Source organism: Paracoccus sp. 228 (genome assembly GCF_000967825.1).
Lineage (GTDB): Bacteria > Pseudomonadota > Alphaproteobacteria > Rhodobacterales > Rhodobacteraceae > Paracoccus > Paracoccus marcusii.
Genome location: NZ_JYGY01000002.1, coordinates 774,627 through 796,794 on the forward strand (window position 1 = coordinate 774,627; position 22,168 = coordinate 796,794).

Annotated in this window: 20 protein-coding genes; 11 read left to right on the top strand and 9 right to left on the bottom strand. The window is 69.6% G+C overall.

Going from position 1 to position 22,168, the window contains the following annotated elements:
• The first annotated feature begins 37 nt into the window (after positions 1-37).
• Positions 38-508, top strand: a complete 471-nt coding sequence (locus tag SY26_RS09170; RefSeq protein WP_046000180.1) for a 6,7-dimethyl-8-ribityllumazine synthase — start codon at positions 38-40, stop codon at positions 506-508.
• On the opposite strand, the gene SY26_RS09175 is transcribed toward SY26_RS09170, so the two are convergent.
• From SY26_RS09175 to SY26_RS09205, 7 genes are all read right to left on the bottom strand, one after another.
• Positions 490-2,142 carry a glycerol-3-phosphate dehydrogenase/oxidase gene (locus SY26_RS09175; protein WP_046000181.1) on the bottom strand — a complete coding sequence of 551 codons (1,653 nt, stop codon included), beginning with the start codon at positions 2,140-2,142 and terminating at the stop codon, positions 490-492. The genes SY26_RS09170 and SY26_RS09175 overlap by 19 nt on opposite strands.
• Positions 2,139-3,632: an FGGY-family carbohydrate kinase gene (locus SY26_RS09180; protein WP_046000182.1), complete on the bottom strand. Its 1,494-nt coding sequence runs from the start codon at positions 3,630-3,632 to the stop codon at positions 2,139-2,141. Before SY26_RS09180 ends, SY26_RS09175 begins: the two co-directional genes overlap by 4 nt.
• A gap of 4 nt (positions 3,633-3,636) precedes the next feature.
• Entirely contained in the window at positions 3,637-4,437 is an 801-nt protein-coding gene (locus SY26_RS09185; protein ID WP_046000183.1) for a DeoR/GlpR family DNA-binding transcription regulator, read from the bottom strand.
• 58 nt (positions 4,438-4,495) lie between these two features.
• Positions 4,496-5,446, bottom strand: a complete 951-nt coding sequence (locus SY26_RS09190; protein ID WP_046000184.1) for a D-ribose ABC transporter substrate-binding protein — start codon at positions 5,444-5,446, stop codon at positions 4,496-4,498.
• Between the two features lie 97 nt (positions 5,447-5,543).
• Positions 5,544-6,581: an ABC transporter permease gene (locus tag SY26_RS09195; RefSeq protein WP_042245462.1), complete on the bottom strand. Its 1,038-nt coding sequence runs from the start codon at positions 6,579-6,581 to the stop codon at positions 5,544-5,546.
• Positions 6,582-6,602: 21 nt separating this feature from the next.
• Positions 6,603-8,108: a sugar ABC transporter ATP-binding protein gene (locus tag SY26_RS09200; protein WP_046000185.1), complete on the bottom strand. Its 1,506-nt coding sequence runs from the start codon at positions 8,106-8,108 to the stop codon at positions 6,603-6,605.
• Positions 8,105-8,758, bottom strand: a complete 654-nt coding sequence (locus tag SY26_RS09205) for a DUF2291 family protein (protein ID WP_046000186.1) — start codon at positions 8,756-8,758, stop codon at positions 8,105-8,107. The genes SY26_RS09200 and SY26_RS09205 overlap by 4 nt, the downstream gene beginning before the upstream one ends.
• 364 nt (positions 8,759-9,122) lie before the next feature.
• On the opposite strand from SY26_RS09205, the gene SY26_RS09210 reads away from it, so the two are divergent.
• From SY26_RS09210 to SY26_RS09230, 5 genes are read left to right on the top strand one after another with little or no spacing between them, the layout of a single operon-like run.
• The gene (locus tag SY26_RS09210; RefSeq protein WP_046000187.1) at positions 9,123-10,682 is read left to right on the top strand and encodes an FGGY-family carbohydrate kinase; all 1,560 of its coding nucleotides are present in this window, start codon (positions 9,123-9,125) and stop codon (positions 10,680-10,682) included.
• Position 10,683: 1 nt separating this feature from the next.
• On the top strand, positions 10,684-12,201 hold the full coding sequence (locus SY26_RS09215; RefSeq protein WP_046000188.1) for a glycerol-3-phosphate dehydrogenase: 1,518 nt from the start codon (positions 10,684-10,686) through the stop codon (positions 12,199-12,201).
• Positions 12,198-13,130 (top strand): sugar phosphate isomerase/epimerase, encoded by a 933-nt coding sequence (locus SY26_RS09220; protein ID WP_046000189.1) that lies wholly within the window; start codon positions 12,198-12,200, stop codon positions 13,128-13,130. The genes SY26_RS09215 and SY26_RS09220 overlap by 4 nt, the downstream gene beginning before the upstream one ends.
• 22 nt (positions 13,131-13,152) lie before the next feature.
• The gene (locus SY26_RS09225) at positions 13,153-14,301 is read left to right on the top strand and encodes an iron-containing alcohol dehydrogenase (RefSeq protein ID WP_046000190.1); all 1,149 of its coding nucleotides are present in this window, start codon (positions 13,153-13,155) and stop codon (positions 14,299-14,301) included.
• Positions 14,301-15,254 carry a sugar-binding transcriptional regulator gene (locus SY26_RS09230; protein WP_046000191.1) on the top strand — a complete coding sequence of 318 codons (954 nt, stop codon included), beginning with the start codon at positions 14,301-14,303 and terminating at the stop codon, positions 15,252-15,254. Before SY26_RS09225 ends, SY26_RS09230 begins: the two co-directional genes overlap by 1 nt.
• A gap of 118 nt (positions 15,255-15,372) precedes the next feature.
• On the opposite strand, the gene tkt is transcribed toward SY26_RS09230, so the two are convergent.
• Complete coding sequence (gene tkt, locus SY26_RS09235; protein ID WP_084693771.1) at positions 15,373-17,397, bottom strand: transketolase; 2,025 nt, start codon at positions 17,395-17,397, stop codon at positions 15,373-15,375.
• A gap of 132 nt (positions 17,398-17,529) precedes the next feature.
• On the opposite strand from tkt, the gene SY26_RS09240 reads away from it, so the two are divergent.
• Genes SY26_RS09240 through fba form a run of 5 tightly spaced genes read left to right on the top strand, consistent with a single transcriptional unit; the run spans position 17,530 to position 21,525 of the window.
• Complete coding sequence (locus tag SY26_RS09240) at positions 17,530-18,300, top strand: DeoR/GlpR family DNA-binding transcription regulator (protein WP_046000192.1); 771 nt, start codon at positions 17,530-17,532, stop codon at positions 18,298-18,300.
• The gene (locus tag SY26_RS09245) at positions 18,297-19,058 is read left to right on the top strand and encodes a triose-phosphate isomerase (protein WP_046000193.1); all 762 of its coding nucleotides are present in this window, start codon (positions 18,297-18,299) and stop codon (positions 19,056-19,058) included. The genes SY26_RS09240 and SY26_RS09245 overlap by 4 nt, the downstream gene beginning before the upstream one ends.
• Positions 19,055-19,516, top strand: coding sequence for an RpiB/LacA/LacB family sugar-phosphate isomerase (locus SY26_RS09250; protein ID WP_046000194.1), 462 nt, complete (start codon positions 19,055-19,057; stop codon positions 19,514-19,516). The genes SY26_RS09245 and SY26_RS09250 overlap by 4 nt, the downstream gene beginning before the upstream one ends.
• Positions 19,516-20,484: a class 1 fructose-1,6-bisphosphatase gene (locus SY26_RS09255; protein ID WP_046000195.1), complete on the top strand. Its 969-nt coding sequence runs from the start codon at positions 19,516-19,518 to the stop codon at positions 20,482-20,484. The genes SY26_RS09250 and SY26_RS09255 overlap by 1 nt, the downstream gene beginning before the upstream one ends.
• 6 nt (positions 20,485-20,490) lie before the next feature.
• Positions 20,491-21,525 (top strand): class II fructose-bisphosphate aldolase, encoded by a 1,035-nt coding sequence (gene fba / locus SY26_RS09260; protein WP_046000196.1) that lies wholly within the window; start codon positions 20,491-20,493, stop codon positions 21,523-21,525.
• Here fba and SY26_RS09265 read toward each other — a convergent pair.
• The gene (locus SY26_RS09265) at positions 21,519-22,166 is read right to left on the bottom strand and encodes an arylesterase (protein WP_369799422.1); all 648 of its coding nucleotides are present in this window, start codon (positions 22,164-22,166) and stop codon (positions 21,519-21,521) included. The two genes, fba and SY26_RS09265, sit on opposite strands and share 7 nt — an antisense overlap.
• Between the last annotated feature and the right edge of the window lie 2 nt (positions 22,167-22,168).

Sequence of the window (22,168 nt, forward strand, 5' to 3'; positions counted from 1 at the left end):
TGGGGGCCTGACGCAACTTACGTAAGGTTCCTGAAAGATGACCAAATCCCCCCGTATCGCCTTCATCAAGGCGCGCTGGCACGCCGATGTCGTGGACCGCGCGCATGAGGGTTTCCTGACCCAGGCCGCCAGCCTGATCCCCGGCGCGCAGATCGAGGCCTGGGACGTGCCCGGCGCGTTCGAGATGCCGCAGCTGGCCAAGAAGCTGGCTTTGACCGGCAAGTATGACGCCGTGGTGGCCGCGGCCCTGGTGGTCGATGGCGGCATCTATCGCCATGATTTCGTGGCAGGCGCGGTGGTCAGCGGCCTGATGCAGGCGGGCATGGACACGGGCGTGCCGGTGTTCTCGGTCTCGCTGACGCCGCACAATTACCAGGAGACCGAGCTCTTGACCGGTTTCTATCGCGAGCATTTCGTGAAGAAGGGCGCCGAGGCCGCCCATGCGGTCGCGCAGATGCTGGCCGTCGAGGGGCGTCTGGCCCGTCTGGATCAGGCCGACGCGGCCTGATCCATCCGCAGGCGGTGCCGCGTCAGCAGCATCGCCTGTGTCTCCCTGAGTTCGCGGTCGCGCCGCGCGGCGTCCCAGTCCAGCGCCGCCGCGCAGAGATCGGCGATGCGCGCCAGATCGCGGGCCGACAGATGGCCGGTGACGGCCAGCGCAGTGCGGCGCATGACCAGATCCGCCAGGGTGCCGACCTGTTCGTTGCGGATGATCCAGTCCAGCTCCTGTTCGCTGTGATCGCTGTCGGCCAGCATGGTGGGCGCCGCGCCTTCGGCCGCCAGGATCGCCGCCGCCGTCGTGCCGTAGCGCGCCAGAAGATGGCGCGCGCGGGCGGGCGCGGCCAGGGTGCGCCGGGCCGCATCGTCGCTCCACGCGCCCGCATCACCCGGGTAATCGCGGCCACCGCCGATGGGCAGCCTGTCGGTGGCGATGCGGCGGGACGCGTTCAGGCGCGCCAGAAGATCGTCGGCGACCTCCTCGGCGAAGCCGCGGAAGGTGGTCCATTTGCCGCCCACCAGCGCGATGATCGGCCATGGCCGCGTGGCGTCGGGGGCGATCTCCGGCGCGGAATGGTCGCGGCTGATCAGGCCGGGATTGGCCGCGTCCGAGGCGGGCAGGGGGCGGATGCCGGAATAGGCATAGACGATCTGGCTGTCGCCGAAGCTGAGCCCCGGCAGCAGGCCGCGCAACGCGTCGAGGAAATAGGCGATCTCGGCGTCGTCGCAGGCCACGTCGTCGGGATCGTCCGCGCGGATGTCGGTGGAGCCGACCAGCGCGCGGTCCAGATAGGGAAAGACCAGGCAGATGCGCCCGTCATCGGCCTCGAAATAGATCATGCGGCCCTTCAGGGCGGCCAGCAGTTCGGGGTGGTCCAGCAGAATGTGAGAGCCCTTGGTGCCGCCGATCATCCGCGTGGGCGCGCCAAGCGCCGCGTTCACGCGGTCGATCCAGGGACCGGCGGCGTTCACCACGATGCGCGGACGCAGGGACAGCGCGCCCTGCGGGCCGGTCAGGTGGATGACGTCGCCGTCGGTGCCGGTCAGCGCGGTGTGGTTCAGCGCGCGGGCGGCGGGATTGGCGCGCAGCCCGTCCGCGATCAGCTCCCAGACCAGCCGTTCGGGCAGGGTGACGGCGGCGTCGTAATACTGCCCGGCGGCTTTGATGCGCGGGGTCAGGGGCGGGATCTCGCGCATGGCACGCGCGCGCGACCACAGCTGATGGCGCGGCATGACCCGGTGGCGGCGGCCATAGAAGTCGTACATGGCCAGCCCCGCCTTCATCAGCACGGCGCCGCGGCTGCGGGGTGCGGTGGTCGACCCTATCAGCGTGCGTAGCGCCGGCCCGATGCCGCGCAGCCAGGAGAAGATCGGGATGACCGTCGGCAGCGGCTTGACCAGATGCGGCGCGTTTTTCAGCAGCAGGTTCCGCTCCAGCGTGGACTGGGCGACCAGGCGCAGCTCTCCGGTCTCGAGGTACTTGATGCCGCCATGGATCAGGCGCGAGGGCGCGGCCGAGGTGCCGCCGCCGTAATCGGCCTTGTCCACGATCACCGCGTTGACGCCCTGTTCGCACAGGTCGCGGAACAGGCCCGCGCCGTTGATGCCCGCGCCCAGGATCAGCACGTCGATGTCTTGGGTCATGGGATGTCCTGCAGGGCCTCGATCCGCGGCCACAGCGGAGCCATGGCGGCGGCGATGTCGGTGAAGACCGCGTAGCGGCGCGCCATGTCGGCGGCGCGGGCGGGGTCGGGGTGATGGGTGGTGCTGATCGCGCCCATGTCGCGCGGATCATGGCGCGGCGAGGCGAAGATCCCGACCCCCGCGCCCGCGCAGAGCGCCGCGCCCCAGGCTGCGGCCTCCTCGGTCGCGCTGATGGTCACGGGCATGTCCAGCACATCCGCGAAGAGCTGCGCAAAGACCGGCGCGCGGGAGATGCCGCCGGTCAGCCGCGCCGCCCTGGGGGCGAACCCGTCGCGCAGGGCGTCGACATGGTGGCGGTGGTTGAAGGCGATGCCCTCGATCACGGCGCGCAGCATGTCGCCGCGATCCTGCCAGCCGCGCAGGCCGAAGAAGCCCGCGCTGGCCTGCGCCCCATGGGGCGATCCGAACAGGTAGGGGTGGAACAGCGCGCTGGAGGGGCGGGCCAGGGCGGACTCGATTTCCGGGATGACGCGCAGATGGGCGGGCTGGTCGCCCCCCTCGCGGCACAGGCTGTCCAGGAACCAGTCGTAATTCGCGGCGGACGCCGGAGAGATCGACATGGCGTTCCATTCGCCGCGCGCGATGCCGTTGCGGCAGAACCAACGCGGATCGGACAGGGGGCGGTCGGTGACGGTCTCGTTGATGGAATAGGTGCCGGCGACGATGGCCACGCAGCCCTGACCGTAGCCCCCCGACCCCAGGGCCGATGCGGTCACGTCATGTAGCCCCGCCACGACCGGCGTGCCCATGGCCAGCCCGGTCAGGGCGGCCGCATCCGGGGTGACATGGCCCACGACCTGGTCGGGCAGGGCGATGTCAGGCAAGGGCAGGCCCGGCAGGCCGAAGATGCCGGGGATATCGGGGGCGAAGCCTTGGGTCGCCACATCGGTAAAGGCGGTGCTGGCCTCGGTCAGGTCGGTGCCGATGCGGCCGGTCAGCCGATAGGTCAGCCAGTCCTTGCAGGCCAGCACATGGCCGATCGCGGCAAAGCGCGCGGGGTCATGGTCGCGCAGCCACGCGAGGATCGCGGAGGGGGCGGAGGCATGGGGCATCTGCCCCGTCCGCGCCAGCGCGTGCGCGGCGGTGCCGTCGGCGGCCCAGGCATCGGCAATGCCGCCCGCGCGGCTGTCCAGCGACAGGATGCCCGGCCCCAAGGGCGCGCCCGCCCGGTCCAGCAGATAGAGCCCGTCGCCATGCGCGGTCGCGGCGACGGCCACGATGTCGCGGGCCGGGCGGCCGCAGGCGGCGATGGCCTCGGCCACGGCGGCGGCTGTCTGGCGCCACAGGTCCTCCATGTCGCGTTCGACATGGCGGGGCTGGGGCATGACCTGCGCCACGCGGCGGCGCGCGGTGGCCAGAACCCGGCCTGTGGCGTCGAAGATCACCGCCTTGGTGACGGTCAGCCCGTTGTCGATGCCCAGGATCAGCATGGCGTCAGTCCCCCGTCACGGCGATCTGCACCTCGACGCCGCGGCGGCGCAGGGCGGTGATCTGGTCGGGGGGCGTGCGGTCGTCGGTGATGATCAGGTCGAAATCCTCGATGCCGCCCATGGAATGCAGGGCGCGGCGGGTGAACTTGGTGTGATCGGCCAGCAGGATGCGGCGGCTGGCGGCGTCCAGCATGGCGCGCTTCGTCTCGGCCATCTCGGGGGACTGGTGAAAGACCTGGTCGTCGGTGACGGCGGCCATCGACAGGATCGCCACGTCCGCGCGCAGGCGGCGGATCTGGGCGGTGGTCTGCGGTCCCATGAAGGCGTTGCACCAATGGTGGAACTGGCCGCCCAGGCCCAGCAGCGTCATGTCGCCGATCTCCTTGATGGCGCTCATCAGCGTCAGCGAATTGGTGATGACCGTCAGCGGCACCCGTGCGGCCAGATGCGGCACCATGCGCAGCACGGTGGTGCTGTCGTCCAGAAACACCGCCTGGCCCGGTTCGACCTGCTGGGCCGCCAGCTGCGCGATGGCGGATTTCTGCGGACCCTGGCGGGTGTCGCGATACAGGTCGCTGGCCTCGATCAGGCTGGTGGGGGCGGCGGACACGATGCCGCGCGACTTGCGCAGCAGGCCCTTGGCGGCCAGTTCGTCCAGGTCGCGATGCGCGGTCATCAGGCTGATGCCGAAGCGGTCGGTCAGATCCTCGATCCGCAGGCTGCCCTCGGCCATGACGGCCTGCGCGATCAGCTGGCGACGCGCCTGCAGGCGGGCCTGTCGGCTGTCCGAGGGGATCATGTCCATGGGGATGCGGCCCTTGCGTGGGTGGGGCGCGCGCGTGACGGCGCGCGCCCCGGTGGCGTCACTGGTCCAGAACGAAGGCGGCGCTGTAGCTGTCCACGTTCTCCGGCGTGATCAGCAGGCAGTCGAACAGCTGCTTTTCGGTCTCGACGCCGGTCTCTCCGGTCTTGATGAAGGTGTCGGCCTGACGGACGGCCTCCTCGGCGAAGACGGCGACGGGCTGCAGGACGGTATAGGCCATCTCTCCGGCCTTCACCGCCTCGACCGCGTCGGGCGAGCCGTCGAAGCCGCCGACAGTCACGGCCTCCAGCTTGCCCGCCTCCTTCAGCGCGGCGATGGCGCCGAGCGCCATCTCGTCATTGCCCGAGATGACGCCGGTGATGTCGGGGTTCGCCTGCAGCAGCGACTGCATGCGCTGATAGCCCTGGGTGCGGTCCCAGTTGGCGACTTCCTGGCCGACCTTCTCGAACTCGGGATACTGGCTCAGCACGGTTTCGTAGCCGTTCGAGCGGGTCTGGGCGTTGTTGTCCGAGGGGTTGCCGAACAGCTCGACGAACTGGCCGCCTTCCTCGCCCATGGCCTCGACCCAGGCCTGCGCACCCAGGGCCGCGCCCTGCGCATTGTTCGACACCAGCTGCGCCTTGGCCAGGCCCTCCTGGTTGATCTCGGCGTTGACCAGGAAGACCGGGATGCCCGCATCGACGGCCTTCTCGACGGCACCGACCGAACCGTCGGCATTGGCCGGGTCCAGGATGATCGCGACCGACTGGTTGGTGATCGCGGTGTCGATCAGCGTGCTCTCGGTGTTGGTGTCGCCGCGATGGGCGGCCACGTTGGCGGTGTAGCCCAGCTCCTCGGCGGTGGCCTTGGCGACCTCGCCCTCGGTGAACCAGTAGGGGTTGGCCGGATCGTTCACGATCACGGTGATCAGCCCCTCGGCCCAGGCCGATCCGGCCATCAGCGGCACGGTGGCCACGGCGGCCATCAGCATCCGGCGCGTCATCTTCATCATTTGGTCTCTCTCCCTTGGTGTGGTGGTCCTGCCCGGTGCGGGGCAGTCTTTCCGCGCGCCATCCCTGTGGCGCGCGGGGAAGGTCGGGGGCAGGGCCTCACGTCTTGCGCGTGCCGCTGCCGTATTGAAGCGAGTTCATCAGCACGGCCAGCACGATCACCGCGCCCGTGAACACCGTCTGCCAGTAGGAGCTGACCCCGATGATCACCAAGCCCGCCGACAGGAAGCCGATGACGAAGGCGCCCAGCATCGTGCCGCGCACGTTGCCGCGCCCGCCGGTCAGGGCCGCGCCGCCGATCACGACCGCGGCGATGGCGGTCAGTTCATACGCGTTGCCCGCCGTGGGCCCGGCCGAGGTCAGCTGCGACGCCAGGACCAGCCCCGCGGCGGCGGCCAGCGCGCCCGACACCATGTAGACGGTGATCTTGACCCGCTTGACCGGCACGCCGGACAGTTCCGCCGCGCGTTCGTTGCCGCCCGATGCGTAAAGCCAGCGCCCGAAGGCCGACCGGCCCAGCATCAGCCCCGCGGCGATCGCCACGACCGCCAGCACGATCACGCTGATGGGCACGCCGCCGATGCGGTAGAAGCCCAGCCAGTTGAAGCCGGTGTTGCCCAGGGCCTCGGACCCGCGCAGGTTGTTGTAGGTCAGCCCGTTGGTCATCAACAGCGCGATACCGCGCGCCACGTACATGACCCCAAGCGTCGCCACGAAGGGCGGCACCTTGAAGATCGCGACCAGCACGCCGTTGACCGCGCCCACGGCCGCGCCCACGCACAGCGTCAGCACCACGACCGCCCAGACCGGCGGATACAGGATCACGCCAAGCGCATCCAGTTCGACCCCCTGCATCATCGCGCCGGCGACCACGCCCGACAGCGCCAGGATCGAGCCCACCGACAGGTCGATCCCGCCGTTCAGGATGACCAGCAGCATTCCGATGGACAGGATGCCAAAGATCGCCACCTGGCTGGACATGATCAGCAGGTTCGACAGCGTGAAGTAGTTCGGCGACAGAAACGAGAAGACCGCGATGATGGCGATCAGCGCGAAGAAGGCGCGCCCTTCCAGCAGCAGGCGGCCCAGATGGAACTGGCGGCCTTTCGCAGGGGCGGTCGTGGTGGTTGCGGACATGTGTTCCCTCCCTCGGGCGCGTCAGGCGGCCACAGACTCGCCCGAGGCGGCCATGATCCGGTCCTTGGACACGGTGCTGTCGAATTCGGCCGTGATGCGGCCCTTGTGCATGACGATGATCCGGTGGGCGATGGACAGGCATTCGCTGACCTCGGAGGTCGAATAGACCACCGCCAGCCCCGACCGCGCGCCCTCGGCCAGCAGGCGGAACACCTCGGCCTTGGCGCCGATGTCGATGCCGCGCGACGGCTCGTCCAGCAGGATGGCGCGGGGCCGGGTGGCCAGCATCTTGCCGATCACGACCTTCTGCTGGTTGCCGCCCGACAGCGATCCGATGGGGGCGCCGCCGCCCGATGTCTTGACCGTCACGCGGCGGATGCTGTCGTCGACCAGCGCACGTTCGGCGCGCGTGCTGGTGAACAGCCCCCGCGTGAAGCGCGCGATGGAGGCCAGCGACAGGTTCTGGCCCACGCTCATGGTCTGGACCAGGCCGTCGCGCTGGCGGTCCTCGGGGACCAGGGCCAGGCCGCGGGCGATGCGGTCGCCGATGGAGAGCTGGCTGATCTCGTGCCCCTCCAGCACGATCTGGCCGCCGGTGGCGCGCAGCCGCCCCGCGATGGTCTCCAGCAGTTCGGTGCGGCCCGCGCCCATCAGGCCATAGATGCAGACGATCTCTCCGGCGCGCACGTCCAGGTTCAGCCCGTGCACCAGGTCCTGGCCGGTGGCGTCCGGGACCGACAGGTCGCGGATCGACAGGGCGACCTTGCCCATGGTGCTGTCCGGGGGCGATCCCAGGTCGTAATTCTCGCCGACCATGTTGCGCACGATCCATTCCAGGTCGATCTGGGCGCGTGGCGCATAGGCGGTCATCACCCCGTCGCGCAGCACCACCGCATGGTCGGTGATGGTCAGCGCCTCCTCCAGGTGGTGCGAGATATAGACGATGCTGACGCCCCGTGCGGTCAGGTCGCGGATGACCTTGAACAGCACCTCGACCTCGCTGGCGGACAGCGCGCTGGTCGGTTCGTCCATGATCAGGATGCGGCTGTCCACCGACAGGGCGCGGGCGATCTCGACGATCTGCTGCTGGCCCAGGCGCAGGTCCTCGACCAGGGTCGAAGGCTCAATCTGCTCCTCCAGCTCCTCCATCAGGGCGCGGGTCTGGCGGTCCTCCTCGGCGTAATCGACGCCCAGGGTGCCCATGATCTCACGCCCCATGAAGATGTTGTCGCGCACCGACAGGTTGGGGGCCAGCGACAGCTCCTGGTGGATGATGGAAATCCCCCGGTCGCGCGCGTCATTGGCATTGGCGAAGGCCACAGGCCTGCCGTCCAGCACGATCTGGCCCGATGTGGGCTGGATCACGCCCGACAGGATCTTCATCAGCGTGGATTTGCCCGCGCCGTTCTCTCCGAATAGGGTGGTGACCTGGCCGCGATGGATGTCGAAGTTCACGCCCTTCAGCGCGTGGACCTGACCATAGGACTTGGCCACGTTGCGGGCGGCAAGGACGACCTGGGCGCTCATTGGACCTCCAGCGCGACGGGGGTGATCAGCCAGTTCGACGGGTTGATCAGCCGGAACGCCCCGGTCACCGTCACCTGCTTGCCCGCCAGGGCGGTGGTGTCGATGGGGGCCAGCACCTCGGCCGCCATGGCGCGGTTGATGCCCGATCCCGCGTCCTGGTATTCGATCTGGTTCTTGAAGGCGCCGAAGGCGATGTCGCCCGGCGCGTCGCGCAGGTCGGTGCCGTTGATCGCGGGGCCGGTCTGCACGCGGACGCGCAGATCCTCGGGCAGGCCCTCGACGGTCAGCGGGTAGACCCCGGCCCGCGGCTCTCCGGCGGTGCCGGTCACGGTGACCATCATGATGGCGCCGGTCGATGCGGGCGTGCCGTATTGGGCGATGGCCGCGTCCTGATCGGCGGCGATGGCCGCGGCCAGGTCGGTGGCGGGCACGGCGCGTTCGATCACCGCGTCGCGGATGCGCGGGAATTCCTGCGTGCCATAGGTGTCGGGCGAAAACGCCTGCTGGCGGGCATCCGCCTCGGAGCCGACCTGCACCACGGTGGTATCCAGCGCGATGGCGGCCAGGACGGCCAGGCCCAGGGCCACGGACAGGATCAGGCCGCGACGGCTGGCGGCGGGGGCCCGGGGGGCGGTGGTGCTGTCGGTCATCGGTCTGCCTCTGGCTGGAACACGGGGCGGGCGGGCGCACATCTCATGGTTGATGATAACTTCACGTGATCGACCTCGCGGAGAGGATGCGCATCGGGGCCTGCTCTGCGGCGGTCGCCGCACGGGCCGCATCCAGGGCGCGAGGGCATGCGGGGCGCAAGCCTGTGCTGGCGAAAGTCGTCATGCGGTCCGGCCTCCCCTCCGGTCGATTCGCGTGGCGCGGGCCTGTGATTGCGGCGATTCCGCGCATCCTGTCGGACGCGAACAGGACCAGCTTAGATGAAATAAATTGCCGTGTCCGTAAAAAAATACGTTCCCTGTGCGATCATCGTGATATAAACCGGGGCCAAGGGATGGAGGCATCATGACGGACAAGCAGCGCGACGTGCTGATCGGAATCGATGCCGGGACCTCGGTCATCAAGGCCGTGGGGTTCGATCTTTCCGGGCGTCAGCTGGGCGCGGCGGCGGTGCCGAATCGCTATGCGACCGGAGCGCAGGGCGCCGCGACGCAGGACATGGCCCGGACCTGGGATGATTGCGCCGCGGCGCTGCGCGGACTGGCTGATCATATCCCGGGCCTGGCGGGGCGGACCGCGGCGCTGTCCGTGACGGGGCAGGGCGACGGCACCTGGCTGGTCGGAGACGACGGCCCGGTGGGCGATGCCTGGCTGTGGCTGGACGCGCGTGCCGCACCGACCGTCGGCCACCTGGGCCAGGACCGCGCCCGGTTCGAGGCGACGGGCACCGGCCTGAACACCTGCCAGCAGGGCGCGCAGATGGCCCATATGGACGCCCATCACCCGGACCTGCTGGACCGGGCGCGGGTCGCACTGCACTGCAAGGACTGGCTGTATCTGAACCTGACCGGCGTGCGGGCGACAGACCCGTCCGAGGCCAGCTTCACCTTCGGCAACTTCCGCACCCGAGCCTATGATGACACGGTCATCGACGCACTGGGCCTGACGCATCGGCGCGGCCTGCTGCCGCCGATTATCGACGGTACGCAGGTGACCCATCCGCTGACCGCGGATGCCGCTGCGGCGACGGGCCTGCTGGCAGGCACGCCGGTCAGCCTGGGCTATGTCGACATGGTGATGACCGCGCTGGGCGCGGGCGTGCTGGGTGGGGCGGGCGACGTGGCCTGTTCGACGGTCGGCTCGACCGGGGTGCATCTGCGCGCCGTGACCGCCGACCGGGTGCATCTGAACGATCAGGGCACGGGCTATGTCATCTGCCTGCCGGTGCCGGGCGTGGTCACGCAGGTCCAGACCAACATGGCGGCGACGCTGAACCTGGATTGGGTACTGGGCCTGGCGGCGGGCATCCTGTCGGACATGGGCCAGCCAGTGACGCATCGCGACCTTGTCGCGCGGCTGGACGGCTGGCTGGGCCAAGCCGCGCCGGGGCAGATCCTGTACCACCCCTATATCTCGGATGCCGGGGAACGCGGGCCCTTCGTCGATGCGGCGGCGCGGGCCGGGTTCACCGGCCTGTCGGCGGGCCATCGCTATCCCGATCTGGTGCGCGCCGTGGCCGAAGGTCTGGGCCTGGCCATGCGCGACTGTTACGCCGCGATGGGGCCGCTTCCGTCCGAACTGCGCCTGACCGGTGGGGCGGCGCGGTCGCCCGCCCTGCGGCGCATCCTGTCGGCCGCGCTGGACGCGCCCGTCCGCGTGTCCGACCGCGACGAGGCCGGGGCCGCGGGGGCCGCGATGATGGCCGCCGTGGCCATCGGCGCCTATCGCGACATGGACGCCTGCATCGCCGAATGGGTCACGCCCCTGCTGCGCGCCCCCGAGGCCCCCGATCCCCATCTGGCCGCGACCTATGCGCGGCTGTTCCCCGCCTTTGCCGCGACCCGCGCTGCCCTGCCGCCCGTCTGGGCAGCCATGGCGCGGGCCCGCACCACGACAGGAGAGTAGGATGACCCAAGGCCACGAGATGATCGATCTGTTCGTGATCGGCGGCGGCATCAACGGCGCGGGCGTCGCGCGCGATGCCGCGGGGCGGGGCCTGTCGGTCGTGCTGTGCGAAAAGGACGATCTGGCGCAGGGCACCTCGTCGCGGTCGGGCAAGCTGGTCCATGGTGGGCTGCGCTATCTGGAATATTACGAGTTCCGCCTGGTCCGCGAGGCGCTGATCGAACGAGAGGTGCTGCTGGCCGCGGCCCCGCACATCATCTGGCCGATGCGCTTCGTGCTGCCGCACAGCCCCGACGACCGGCCCGCCTGGTTGGTCCGGCTGGGGCTGTTCCTCTATGACAACCTGGGCGGGCGGAAGAAACTGCCGGGCACGCGCACGCTGGACCTGCGCCGCGATCCCGAGGGCGCGCCGCTGCTGGACAAGTATCACAAGGGGTTCGAATACAGCGACTGCTGGGTCGACGACGCGCGGCTGGTGGTGCTGAACGCGGTCGATGCGGCGGAGCGCGGCGCGACCGTCCTGACCCGCACCGCCTGTGTGTCGGCGCGCCGCGAGGGCGACGCCTGGGCCGTGACCACCCGCGACACCGTCACCGGAGAGGAACGGCAGTTCCGCGCCCGCTGCCTGGTCAACTGCGCCGGTCCCTGGGTCAGCGACTTCATCACCCGCGTTGCGGGGTCGAATTCGGCCCGCAACGTGCGCCTGGTCAAGGGCAGCCATATCATCGTGCCGAAATGGTGGGCGGGGACCAACGCCTATCTGGTGCAGAACCACGACAAGCGCGTGATCTTCATCAACCCCTACGAGGGCGACATGGCGCTGATCGGCACGACCGACATCGCCTATGACGGCCAGGCCGAGGACGTCACCGCCGACGAATCCGAGATCGACTATCTGCTGGCCGCCGTGAACCGCTATTTCAAGGAGAAGCTGCGCCGGTCCGACGTGATCCACAGCTTTTCGGGCGTGCGCCCGCTGTTCGACGACGGGCAGGGCAACCCGTCGGCGGTCACGCGGGACTATGTGTTCGACCTGGACCAGACCGGCGGCGCGCCGCTGCTGAACGTCTTCGGCGGCAAGATCACCACCTTCCGCGAACTGGCTGAACGCGGCATGCACCGCCTGACCGAGGTGTTCCCCCAGATGGGCCCCGACTGGACCGAGACCGCGACCCTGCCGGGCGGCGAGATCGCCAATGCCGATTACGAAAGCTTTGCCAACCTGCAGCGCGAACTGCACCCCTGGATGCCGCGCGCGCTGGTCCAGCATTACGGTCGCCTGTACGGCGCGCGGACCAAGGATGTCGTGGCGGGCGCCATGACCCTGTCGGGCCTTGGGCGCCATTTCGGCGGACAGCTTTACGAGGCCGAGGCGCGGTACCTGGTCGCAAAGGAATGGGCGCGCCGCCCCGAGGACATCCTGACCCGGCGCACCAAGCATTATCTGCACCTGACCCGGGACCAGCAGGCGGCCTTTGCCGCGTGGTTCGACGACACCCTGGCGCCGGAGATCGCGTGATGCTGACCCTGTCGCTGAACACCAATCCGCTGGTCAACCGCTTTGCCGATCCGGACGACCTGATCGACACGGTCGCGCGGGATCTGCGCATCCGCGACCTGCAGTTGACGCATGAGTTCATCAATCCCTCCTGGCCCGCGCCGGTGATCCGTCGCCTGACCCGGCAGATGCGCGCGGCGCTGGACCGGACCGGGGTGCGCGTCACCAGCGGCATGACCGGCCCCTATGGTCGGCTGAACCATTTCGGCCATCCCGACGCGGATGTGCGGCGATACTATGTCGACTGGTTCAAGTCCTTCGCGGACATCACCGCCGATCTGGGCGGTCGATCTGTGGGCACGCAGTTCGCGATCTTCACCTATCGCGATTACGACGGTCCGGCCCGGCGCGAGGATCTGGTCCGCATCGCCATCGACTGCTGGGCCGAGGTCGCGGATCACGCGAAGGTCGCCGGGCTGGACTATGTTTTCTGGGAGCCCATGAGCGTGGGCCGCGAATTCGGAGAAACAATCCCGGCCGCCCTGGCGCTGCAGGACCGGCTGAGCGCGGCCGACATGGCGGTGCCGATGTGGATGATGGCCGATATCGACCACGGCGACGTCACCAGCCCCGATCCGGACGATCTGGACCCCTATGCCTGGGCCCGCGCCGTGCCGCGCGTCAGCCCGATCATCCACATCAAGCAGTCGCTGATGGACAAGGGCGGCCACCGCCCCTTCACCGCCGAATTCAACGCCAAGGGCCGCGTCCAGCCGGAACCCCTGCTGGAGGCGCTGGCCCAGGGCGGCGCGGTCGACAACGAGATCTGCCTGGAGCTGTCCTTCAAGGAACGCGACCCGAACGACCGGCAGGTCATCGCCCAGATCGCCGAAAGTGTCGCATTCTGGGCACCGCATATCGACACCGGGGCGGATAAGCTGAATATCTGACCCATCATCGACAGGACGCCCCATGCCCCAGCCCTTTGCCTTTGCCACCGCCACCGAGATCCTGTTCGGCCGGGGGCAGGCGGCGATGGCCGCCGGGCGGGTCGCGGCCCTGGGGCGGCGGGTCCTGTTGGTCCATGGCCGCGATCCGAGCCGCAGCGCCGCCTTGGCGCACGATCTGTCGGCGGCAGGCTGTTCGGTGGCGACTTTCGCGGTGCCGCATGAGCCGGACATGGCGCTGATAGAGGCGGGCGTTGTGGCGGGGGCGGGCATGCAGGCGGTTGTCGCGATGGGCGGCGGTGCGGTGATCGATGCGGGCAAAGCCATCGCGGCGCTGATCCCCGCCACGCGGCCGATGCTGGATCATCTGGAGGTGGTGGGGCAGGGCCTGCCGCTGGACCATCCGCCGCTGCCCTTCGTGGCCATCCCCACCACCGCCGGCACCGGGGCCGAGGTGACGCGCAACGCCGTGATCGGCGTCCCCGAGGCGCGCCGCAAGGTCAGCCTGCGCGATGCGCGGATGCTGCCGGCGCTGGCCATCGTGGACCCGGCCCTGACGGACGGCTGTTCGCGCGGGGTGACGCTGGCCTCGGGGCTGGATGCCGTCACGCAGGTGATCGAGCCCTATGTCTGCACCCGCGCCAATCCGCTGACCGACGCGCTGTGCCGCAATGCGATCCCGCGTGGGCTGGCGGCGCTGATCCGCCTGATGCAGGCCGAAGACCCGCAGGCGCGCGACGAGATGGCCTGGGTCAGCCTGTGCGGCGGCATGGCGCTGGCCAATGCGGGGCTGGGCGCGGTGCATGGGCTGGCCGGCCCCTTGGGCGGGCTGACCGGGGCAGCGCATGGCGCAATCTGCGGCACGCTGCTGCCGCATGTGCTGGTTGCGAACCGCCGGGCGGTCACGGACCGCGCGCTGGCGGCCCGGCTGGACCAGGTGGGCGCCTGGATCGGGGCGGCGTTCGGGCGGCCCGATGCCTCGGTCGCCGAGGCCGCAGCGCTGCTGGCCGACTGGTCCCGTGCGGCGGGCCTGCCGGGGCTGGACGCCCTGGGGATCGACGCGGCGGCATGTCAGGCCGCGGCGCAGGCGGCGGCCGCGTCGTCGTCGATGAGGGCCAACCCGGCGCCCCTGTCGGCCGACAATCTGGACGCGCTGATGCGGGCCGCCGCCTGATGGCCCGGCGAGGACCGGTCGATCCGGAGCAGAGCCTGGCGATCCGGGCGGCCTGGCTGCATTATGCGGGCGGGCTGACGCAGGCCGCCGTCGCCAAGCGGCTGGGCCTGCCCGGCGTCAAGGCGCACCGCCTGATCGCCCGCGCCGTGGCCGAGGGCGTGGTCAAGGTCACCATCGACGGAGAGATCGTCGAATGCGCCATGCTGGAGGATCAGCTGTGCGCGCGCTATGGGCTGGACCAGTGCGAGGTTGCCCCCGACCTGGGCGAGGACGGCATGCCCCTGCGCGCCCTGGGCCTGGCGGGCGCGGGCTTTCTTCGCCGCGAGATCGAGCGGGGCGAACACAGGGTCATCGGGCTGGGCCATGGCCGGACGCTAGCGGCGGCGGTTCGGCAGCTGCCGCGCTTTGACGCACGCGCGGTAAGGTTCGTCGCGGTCCTGGGCGGGCTGACGCGCAATTATGCGGCGAACCCGCATGACGTGATGCATACGCTGGCGGAGAAGACCGGGGCGCAGGCCTTCGTGATGCCGGTGCCGTTCTTTGCCAATTCCGAAGGCGACCGGGCCGTGCTGCTGTCCCAGCCCGGCGTGCGCGACATCTTTGATCTGTCGAACAGCGCCACGCTGACCTTCGTGGGCATGGGCACGGCGGATGCGGGCGCGCAGCTGGTCGCATCCGGCATGATCGAGGCGCGCGAGATCGCCGAGATCAACGCCGCGGGGGGCGTCGGAGAGATGATGGGTTATTTCTTCGATGCCACGGGCCGTGTGCTGGACACGACGCTGAGCGCGCGGACGCTGTCGGTGGACCTGAACCGGGGGCAGGATCAGCGTATCGTGGTCATCGCCGGAGGCGCGGAAAAGGTCGCGGCCATCCGCGCGGTGCTGAACAGCGGGCGCCTGTCCGGGCTGATCACCGACGAGGCGACGGCGCGCGCGCTGATGGCGGGGTGACCCAAACGGGGACGGGTCGGGGAAACCCCGACCCGGTCGCTGCCGCTGGGCCCCGCGCGCGCGCTTTGCGCGCGTGGGGAGCATCGTGGCAAGGCCGCGTGCGGCCTTGGCCTTTGGATTAGTGGCCTGTCACCAGGCGGGCGCGGGCGATGATGGCCTCGGGGGTGATGCCGAACTCCTGGTACAGCCGGTCGATCGGGGCCGATGCGCCGAAGCCGGTCATGCCGATCACGTCGTCCTCGGTCGCGACATAGCGGGTCCAGCCGAACTTGCCTGCGGCCTCGACGGCGATCCGGGGCGCGGTGCCCAAGGTCAGGGCGCGGTAATCCGCGTCCTGCGCCTCGAACAGCTCCCAGCTGGGCATCGACACCACGGCCACGGCCATGCCTTCGGCGGCCAGCGCCTCGGCGGCCTCCACGGCGATGGCGACTTCGGTTCCTGTGGCGATCAGGGTCACGTCGCGGCCCTCGCCGAACTGGCGGATCACATAGGCGCCCTTGGCAGTCAGGTTCTCGGACCCGGCCTCCGTGCGCAGCTGCGGGACGTCCTGGCGGGACAGGGCCAGCAGCGACGGCACGGTCCGGTTGCGGATCGCGATGTCCCAGGCCTCCAGCGTCTCGACCGTGTCGGCAGGGCGCAGGACGGTCAGGCCGGGGATGGCGCGCAGGGATGCCAGATGTTCCACCGGCTGGTGGGTCGGGCCGTCTTCGCCCAGGCCGATGCTGTCATGGGTCATGACATAGATCGTGCCGACCCCCATCAGCGCCGACAGGCGGATCGCGTTGCGGGCATAGTCGGAAAACACCAAAAACGTGCCGCCATAGGCGATCACGCCGCCATGCAGGTTCAGCCCGTTCATCGCGGCGGCCATGCCGAACTCGCGCACGCCATAGCCGATGTAGCGGCCGGGCGTCTCGCGCGTGTACTGCGTGTCGACGGCCTTGACGCGGGTCAGGTTCGATCCGGTCAGGTCGGCCGATCCGCCGATCATCGCGGGCACGGCCGGGGTCAGCGCCTCCAGCGCCATCTGGCTGGCCTTGCGGGTCGCGGCCTTCTTGGGCGCGGCGAACAGGGCGTCGCGGGCGGCGGAGACGGCGGCGTCATAGCCCTCGGGCAGATCGCCCGACAGACGCTGCGTCAGGGCCGCACCCTTGGGGGATGCCGCCAGACGGGCCTCCCAGGCCTCGCGGTCGGCGGCGCCACGCGCGCCGATTTCGCGCCATTCGGCGGCAAGATCGTCGGGGATCACGAAGGCGTCGTGGGTCCAGCCCAGGGCCTCGCGGGTCAGCGCGCCCTCATCCTTGCCCAAAGGCGATCCATGCACGGAATAGCTGCCCGCGCGGTTGGGAGAGCCGAAGCCGATGATTGTCTTCATCGCGATCAGCGAGGGCTTGCCCGTCTCCGCCTTGGCGGTCTCCATCGCGGCGTCCAGCGCGCGGCCGTCATGGCCGTCGCAGCTCTGGACATGCCAGCCGCAGGCCTTGAACCGTGCCGGGATGTCCTCGGAGAAGCTGACCGAGGTCGGGCCGTCGATGGTGATGCTGTTGTCGTCATAGAGAACGATCAGCTTGCCCAGGCCCAGATGGCCCGCCAGGCTGATCGCCTCCTGGCCGATTCCTTCCTGCAGGCAGCCGTCGCCCAGCATGACCCAGGTGCGGTGATCGACCAGGTCATCGCCGAACTCTCCGGCCAGCGCGCGTTCCGCCAGCGCCATGCCGACGGCGGTGGCCAGGCCCTGGCCCAGGGGGCCGGTCGTGGTCTCGACGCCCTTGGCATGGCCGTATTCCGGATGGCCGGCGGTGATCGCGCCCCATTGGCGGAAATTCCGGATCTGATCCAGCGTCATGTCCTGATACCCGGTCAGGTGCAGCAGGCTGTAGAGCAGCATGGACGCATGCCCGTTCGACAGCACGAAGCGGTCGCGGTCGGGCCAGTCGGGGTTCGCCGCGTCGAACTTCAGGTGGTTGCGGAACAGCACGGTGGCGGCATCGGCCATGCCCATCGGCGCGCCGGGATGGCCGCTGTTGGCGGCGTTCACGGCATCGATGGTCAGCGCGCGGATGCAGTTCGCCAGGGCGAAGTTCTGCGGGTCCAGATCGGCCTTGGCGGCGATGGCGGGGTCTTTGGGGGTGTCTAAGGGCATGGCGGTCCTCCTGTCGCGCCCTCCATAACCCGCCGCTGTCATCATCACAACAAAAAATCACAAAGTCACAAAGTCGGTGTTGTTATGTGCGCGGATCATGTTATGAAACTGGCGAACCAGGGGAGGGTTTGGGTGAAACGCGAGGAACGCAGACAGGCGATCATGGATCTGCTGGTCGCGGCACGCGCCGTGGACCTGGACGATCTGGCGGCCCGTTTTGCGGTCAGCAAGATGACCATCCATCGCGACCTGGACGACCTGGAACAGGCGGGCCTGTTGCGCAAGGTCCGCGGCGGCGCCACCATCGAGGCCGGCACCCAGTTCGAGAGCGATTTCCGCATCCGCGCCCTTCAGGACGGAGAGGCCAAGATCCGCATGGCCCATGCCGCCCGCGCCCTGATCGAGCCGGGGATGACCGTGATGGTCAATGACGGCTCGATGGCGGCGCTGCTGGGCGCCAGCCTGACGGAATGTGCGCCCCTGTCGGTCATCACCAACAACGCCGCCGTGATCGAGCGGCTGAAGGATGCGCCGCGCGTCACGCTGATCGCGCTTGGCGGCATCTACAGCGCCAAGTTCAACGGCTTTTTCGGCATGGTCACGGAAAGCGCGCTGGCCGGGCTGCATGCGGACCTGGCCTTCATCTCGACCCCCGCGGTGGCGGGGCTGCGGGCCTTCCACATGGACGACAACGCGGTGCGCGCGAAACGCGCGATGATGCACTCGGCGGAGCGCAGCGTGCTGCTGGTCAACCACGCGCGTTTCGGGCGCAGCGCGCTGCATGCGCTGGCCGACCTGACCGAATTCGACGCCATCATCACCGACGCGCCCCCCGCGCCCGAGGATCGCGCCGCGATCGACCGGGCGGGCATCGCGCTGACCATCGCAAAGGACCCCGCATGACCCCATTCTGGATCGGCACCAGCTGGAAGATGAACAAGACCCTGGCCGAGGCGATGACCTTTGCCCAAGGGTTGCGCCGCACCCCCGCGCCCGCGGGCATCCAGCGTTTCGTCATCCCGCCCTTCACCGCCTGCCGTCAGGTGGCCGAGGCGCTGTCGGAGACCGACGTCAAGGTCGGTGCACAGAACATGCACTGGGACGACGCAGGCGCCTGGACCGGAGAGATCAGCCCCGTGATACTGACCGATTGCGGGCTGGACATCGTGGAGCTGGGCCACAGCGAACGCCGCGAGCATTTCGGAGAGACGGACAGGACCGTGGGCCTGAAGACCGCCGCCGCCGTCCGCCACGGCCTGATCCCGCTGATCTGCATCGGCGAGACCCTGGCCGAGCGCGAGGCTGGCCGCGCGGCCGAGGTGCTGGAGACGCAGGTCCGCGCCGCGCTGGAACCCGTAGCCGGGTCCGACGCCACGATCCTGCTGGCCTATGAGCCGGTCTGGGCGATCGGTGCGAACGGCATCCCCGCGACCTCGGATTACGCCGACGCGCGGCAGGCCGAGATCATCGCGGTCGCGCAGGACGTGCTGGGCCGCCGCGTGCCCTGCCTTTACGGCGGGTCCGTCAATCCGGGCAACTGCGCGGAACTGATCGGCTGCCCGCATATCGACGGGCTGTTCATCGGGCGGTCGGCCTGGGACGTGAACGGCTATCTGGACATCCTGGCGCGCTGCGCCGCAACCATCGGAGATGACGCATGAAACTGGCAATCGCAGGGGACAGCGCGGGCGAAGGTCTGGCCAAGGTTCTGGCCGACCACCTGAAAGACCGCTTTGAGGTGTCGGAAATCAGCCGCACTGACGAAGGCCCCGACGCCTTCTATGCCAACCTGTCGGACCGGGTGGCCAGCCAGGTCATGGACGGCATCTATGACCGCGCCATCCTGGTCTGCGGCACGGGCATCGGCGTCTGCATCGCGGCCAACAAGGTGCCGGGCATCCGCGCCGCCCTGACGCACGACACCTATTCGGCCGAACGCGCCGCCCTGTCGAACGACGCGCAGATCATCACCATGGGCGCCCGCGTCATCGGGGCAGAGGTCGCCAAGACCATCGCCGACGCATGGCTGGCGCAGACCCAGAACTTCGACCGCAACGGCAAGTCTGCGGGCAATGTCGACGCCATCGACGCGGTCGGCGCGAAATACGCGGGCCGGTGATGCTGCGCCTGCCGACGGACGGGCCCGCGACAGGGCCGCTGCTGGACGATGTGCTGGCGCGCGAGGGCGCTGCGGCCATCGTGGCGGCCATCGCGCGCGCGCTTCCGCCCCTGGCCGCGCGGCTGGCGGCGGGGCGCCTGCACGGCGACCCCGAGGCCATCGTCGGCACCAATGACAGCGGCGACCGGCAGAAGGCGCTGGACGTCGCGGCGCACGACCACATGATCGCCGCCCTGCGCGCGGCGGGCGTGCGCCAGGTCCTGTCCGAGGAGGCCCTGGACATCATCGCCCTGAACCCGGAAGGCGCCTTCGACGTGGCCATCGACCCGATCGACGGATCGGGCAGCATCGGCATCGGCGCGCCCCTGGGGATGCTGTTCAGCATCCTGCCCGCCGATCCGCAGGGATTTCAGCGGACGGGCCGGGCGGTGGTGGCGGCAGGCTACGCCTCCTTCGGTCATTCGGTCGATTTCGGCTGGTCCACCGGCGCGGGCGTCAATGTCGCGACCTGGGACGCCGAGGCCCATGCCTTCCGCGTCAGCCGCCAGAACCTGCGGCTGAAGCCCCAGGCCTCGACCATCGCCTATAACGCGTCGAACGAACGCCACTGGGCGCCGGGCCTGCAGGCTTGGGCGCGCGATCTGCGCGCGGGGCGGGACGGGCCGCGCGGGCGCGACTTCAACATGCGCTGGCTGGCCGCTGCCGTGGGCGAATTGCACCGCATCCTGCTGAAGGGCGGCGCATTCCTGTACCCCGCCGATGCCCGGCCCGGATATGCCGACGGCCGGCTGCGGCTGATCTATGAATGCGTGCCCATCGCCTTTCTGATCGAACAGGCCGGGGGCCGCGCGACCGACGGGCATGGCCCGATCCTGGACCGCGTGCCGCGCGGGCCGCATGACTTCACCCCGCTGTTCTTTGGCGCGTCCGAGGAAATCGACGCGCTTCACGCCGCCCTTCAAGGATAACATCCCATGCCGATGATCACCCTGCGCCAGCTTCTGGACCACGCGGCCGAGCATGACTATGCCGTGCCCGCCTTCAACATCAACAACATGGAGCAGGGCCTGTCGGTCATGCAGGCGGCCCAGGCCACCCGCAGCCCGGTGATCCTGCAGGCCAGCCGCGGCGCGCGGGCCTATGCCAATGACGCGGTGCTGGCGGGGCTGATCGCGGGTCTGGCGCGGGCCTATCCCGACATCCCGATCTGCATGCATCTGGACCATGGCAACGGGCTGGAGACCTGCGCCACCGCGATCCAGAACGGCTTCACCTCGGTGATGATGGACGGGTCGCTGAAATCGGACGGCAAGACGCCCGCCGATTACGCATACAACGCCGACATCACCCGCCGCGTGACCGAGATGGCCCATGCCTGCGGCGTGTCGGTCGAGGGAGAGCTGGGCGTTCTGGGCAGCCTTGAGACCGGCATGGGCGACGCCGAGGACGGCCACGGCGCCGAGGGCAAGCTGTCCGAGGAGCAGCTGCTGACCGACCCGGACGAGGCCGTGCGCTTTGTCGAGGAGACAGGCGTGGACGCCCTGGCCATCGCCATGGGCACCAGCCACGGCGCGTATAAATTCACGCGCAAGCCCGATGGCGACATCCTGGCCATGCACGTGATCGAGGAGATCCACCGCCGCCTGCCCAACACCCATCTGGTGATGCACGGGTCCAGTTCGGTCCCCGAGGATCTGCAGGCGATCATCAACGCCTATGGCGGCGACATCCGCCCGACCTGGGGCGTCCCGGTCGAGGAGATCCAGCGTGGCATCCGCCACGGCGTGCGCAAGGTGAACATCGACACCGACAACCGCCTGGCGATGACCGCCGCGATCCGCCGGGTGATGGCGGAAAACCCGGCCGAATTCGACCCGCGCGCCTATCTGAAGCCCGCGATGGCGATGATGGCGCAGGTCTGCCGCGACCGCTTCGAGGCCTTCGGTACCGCGGGCAACGCCGACAAGCTGCGCCCGCTGTCCCTGCCGGAGATGGCCGCGCGCTACTGATCCGCGCGGGCCAGCAGCTCCTCGACCTTGGGGCCGATCGCATCCACGATCTGCTCGACGCCGCGCGCGTTGGGGTGGATGCGGTCGTCCTGCATCAGGTCCGACAGGGACAGGCCCTGCGTGGCCTTTTCCCCGATCGGCCCAAGGAAGTCGGGAACCAGCAGGGCGTCGTACTCGGCGGCCAGATCGGCATACATCGCCTCGAAGTCGCGCTTGAACTCGGGGCCGTAATTGCCCGGCGCGGGCAGGCCCGCCAGCAGCACGGGCACCCCCGCCGCCCGCGTCTTGTCCAGGATCGCCGCCAGGTTCGCGCGGCTGGAGGCCGGGTCGATCCCGCGCAACAGATCGTTGCCGCCAAGCGCCACGATCATCGCATCGGGCCCGTCCGCCAGCGTCCAGTCGATCCGCGCGGCACCCCCCGCGGTGGTGTCCCCCGACACGCCCGCATTGGTCACCGCGACGTCATGGCCGCGGTCGCGCAGCCACGCCTCCAGCACGGGCACGAACCCCTGATCCTGCGGCAGGCCGTATCCCTGCGTCAGACTGTCGCCCATCGCGGTCAGGCGCAGCGTCTCTGCGTCAGCAGGGGCTGCCCATGATGCCGCGATGGTGACCGCCAGCGCCGCGACGGCGGCCGTCAGGC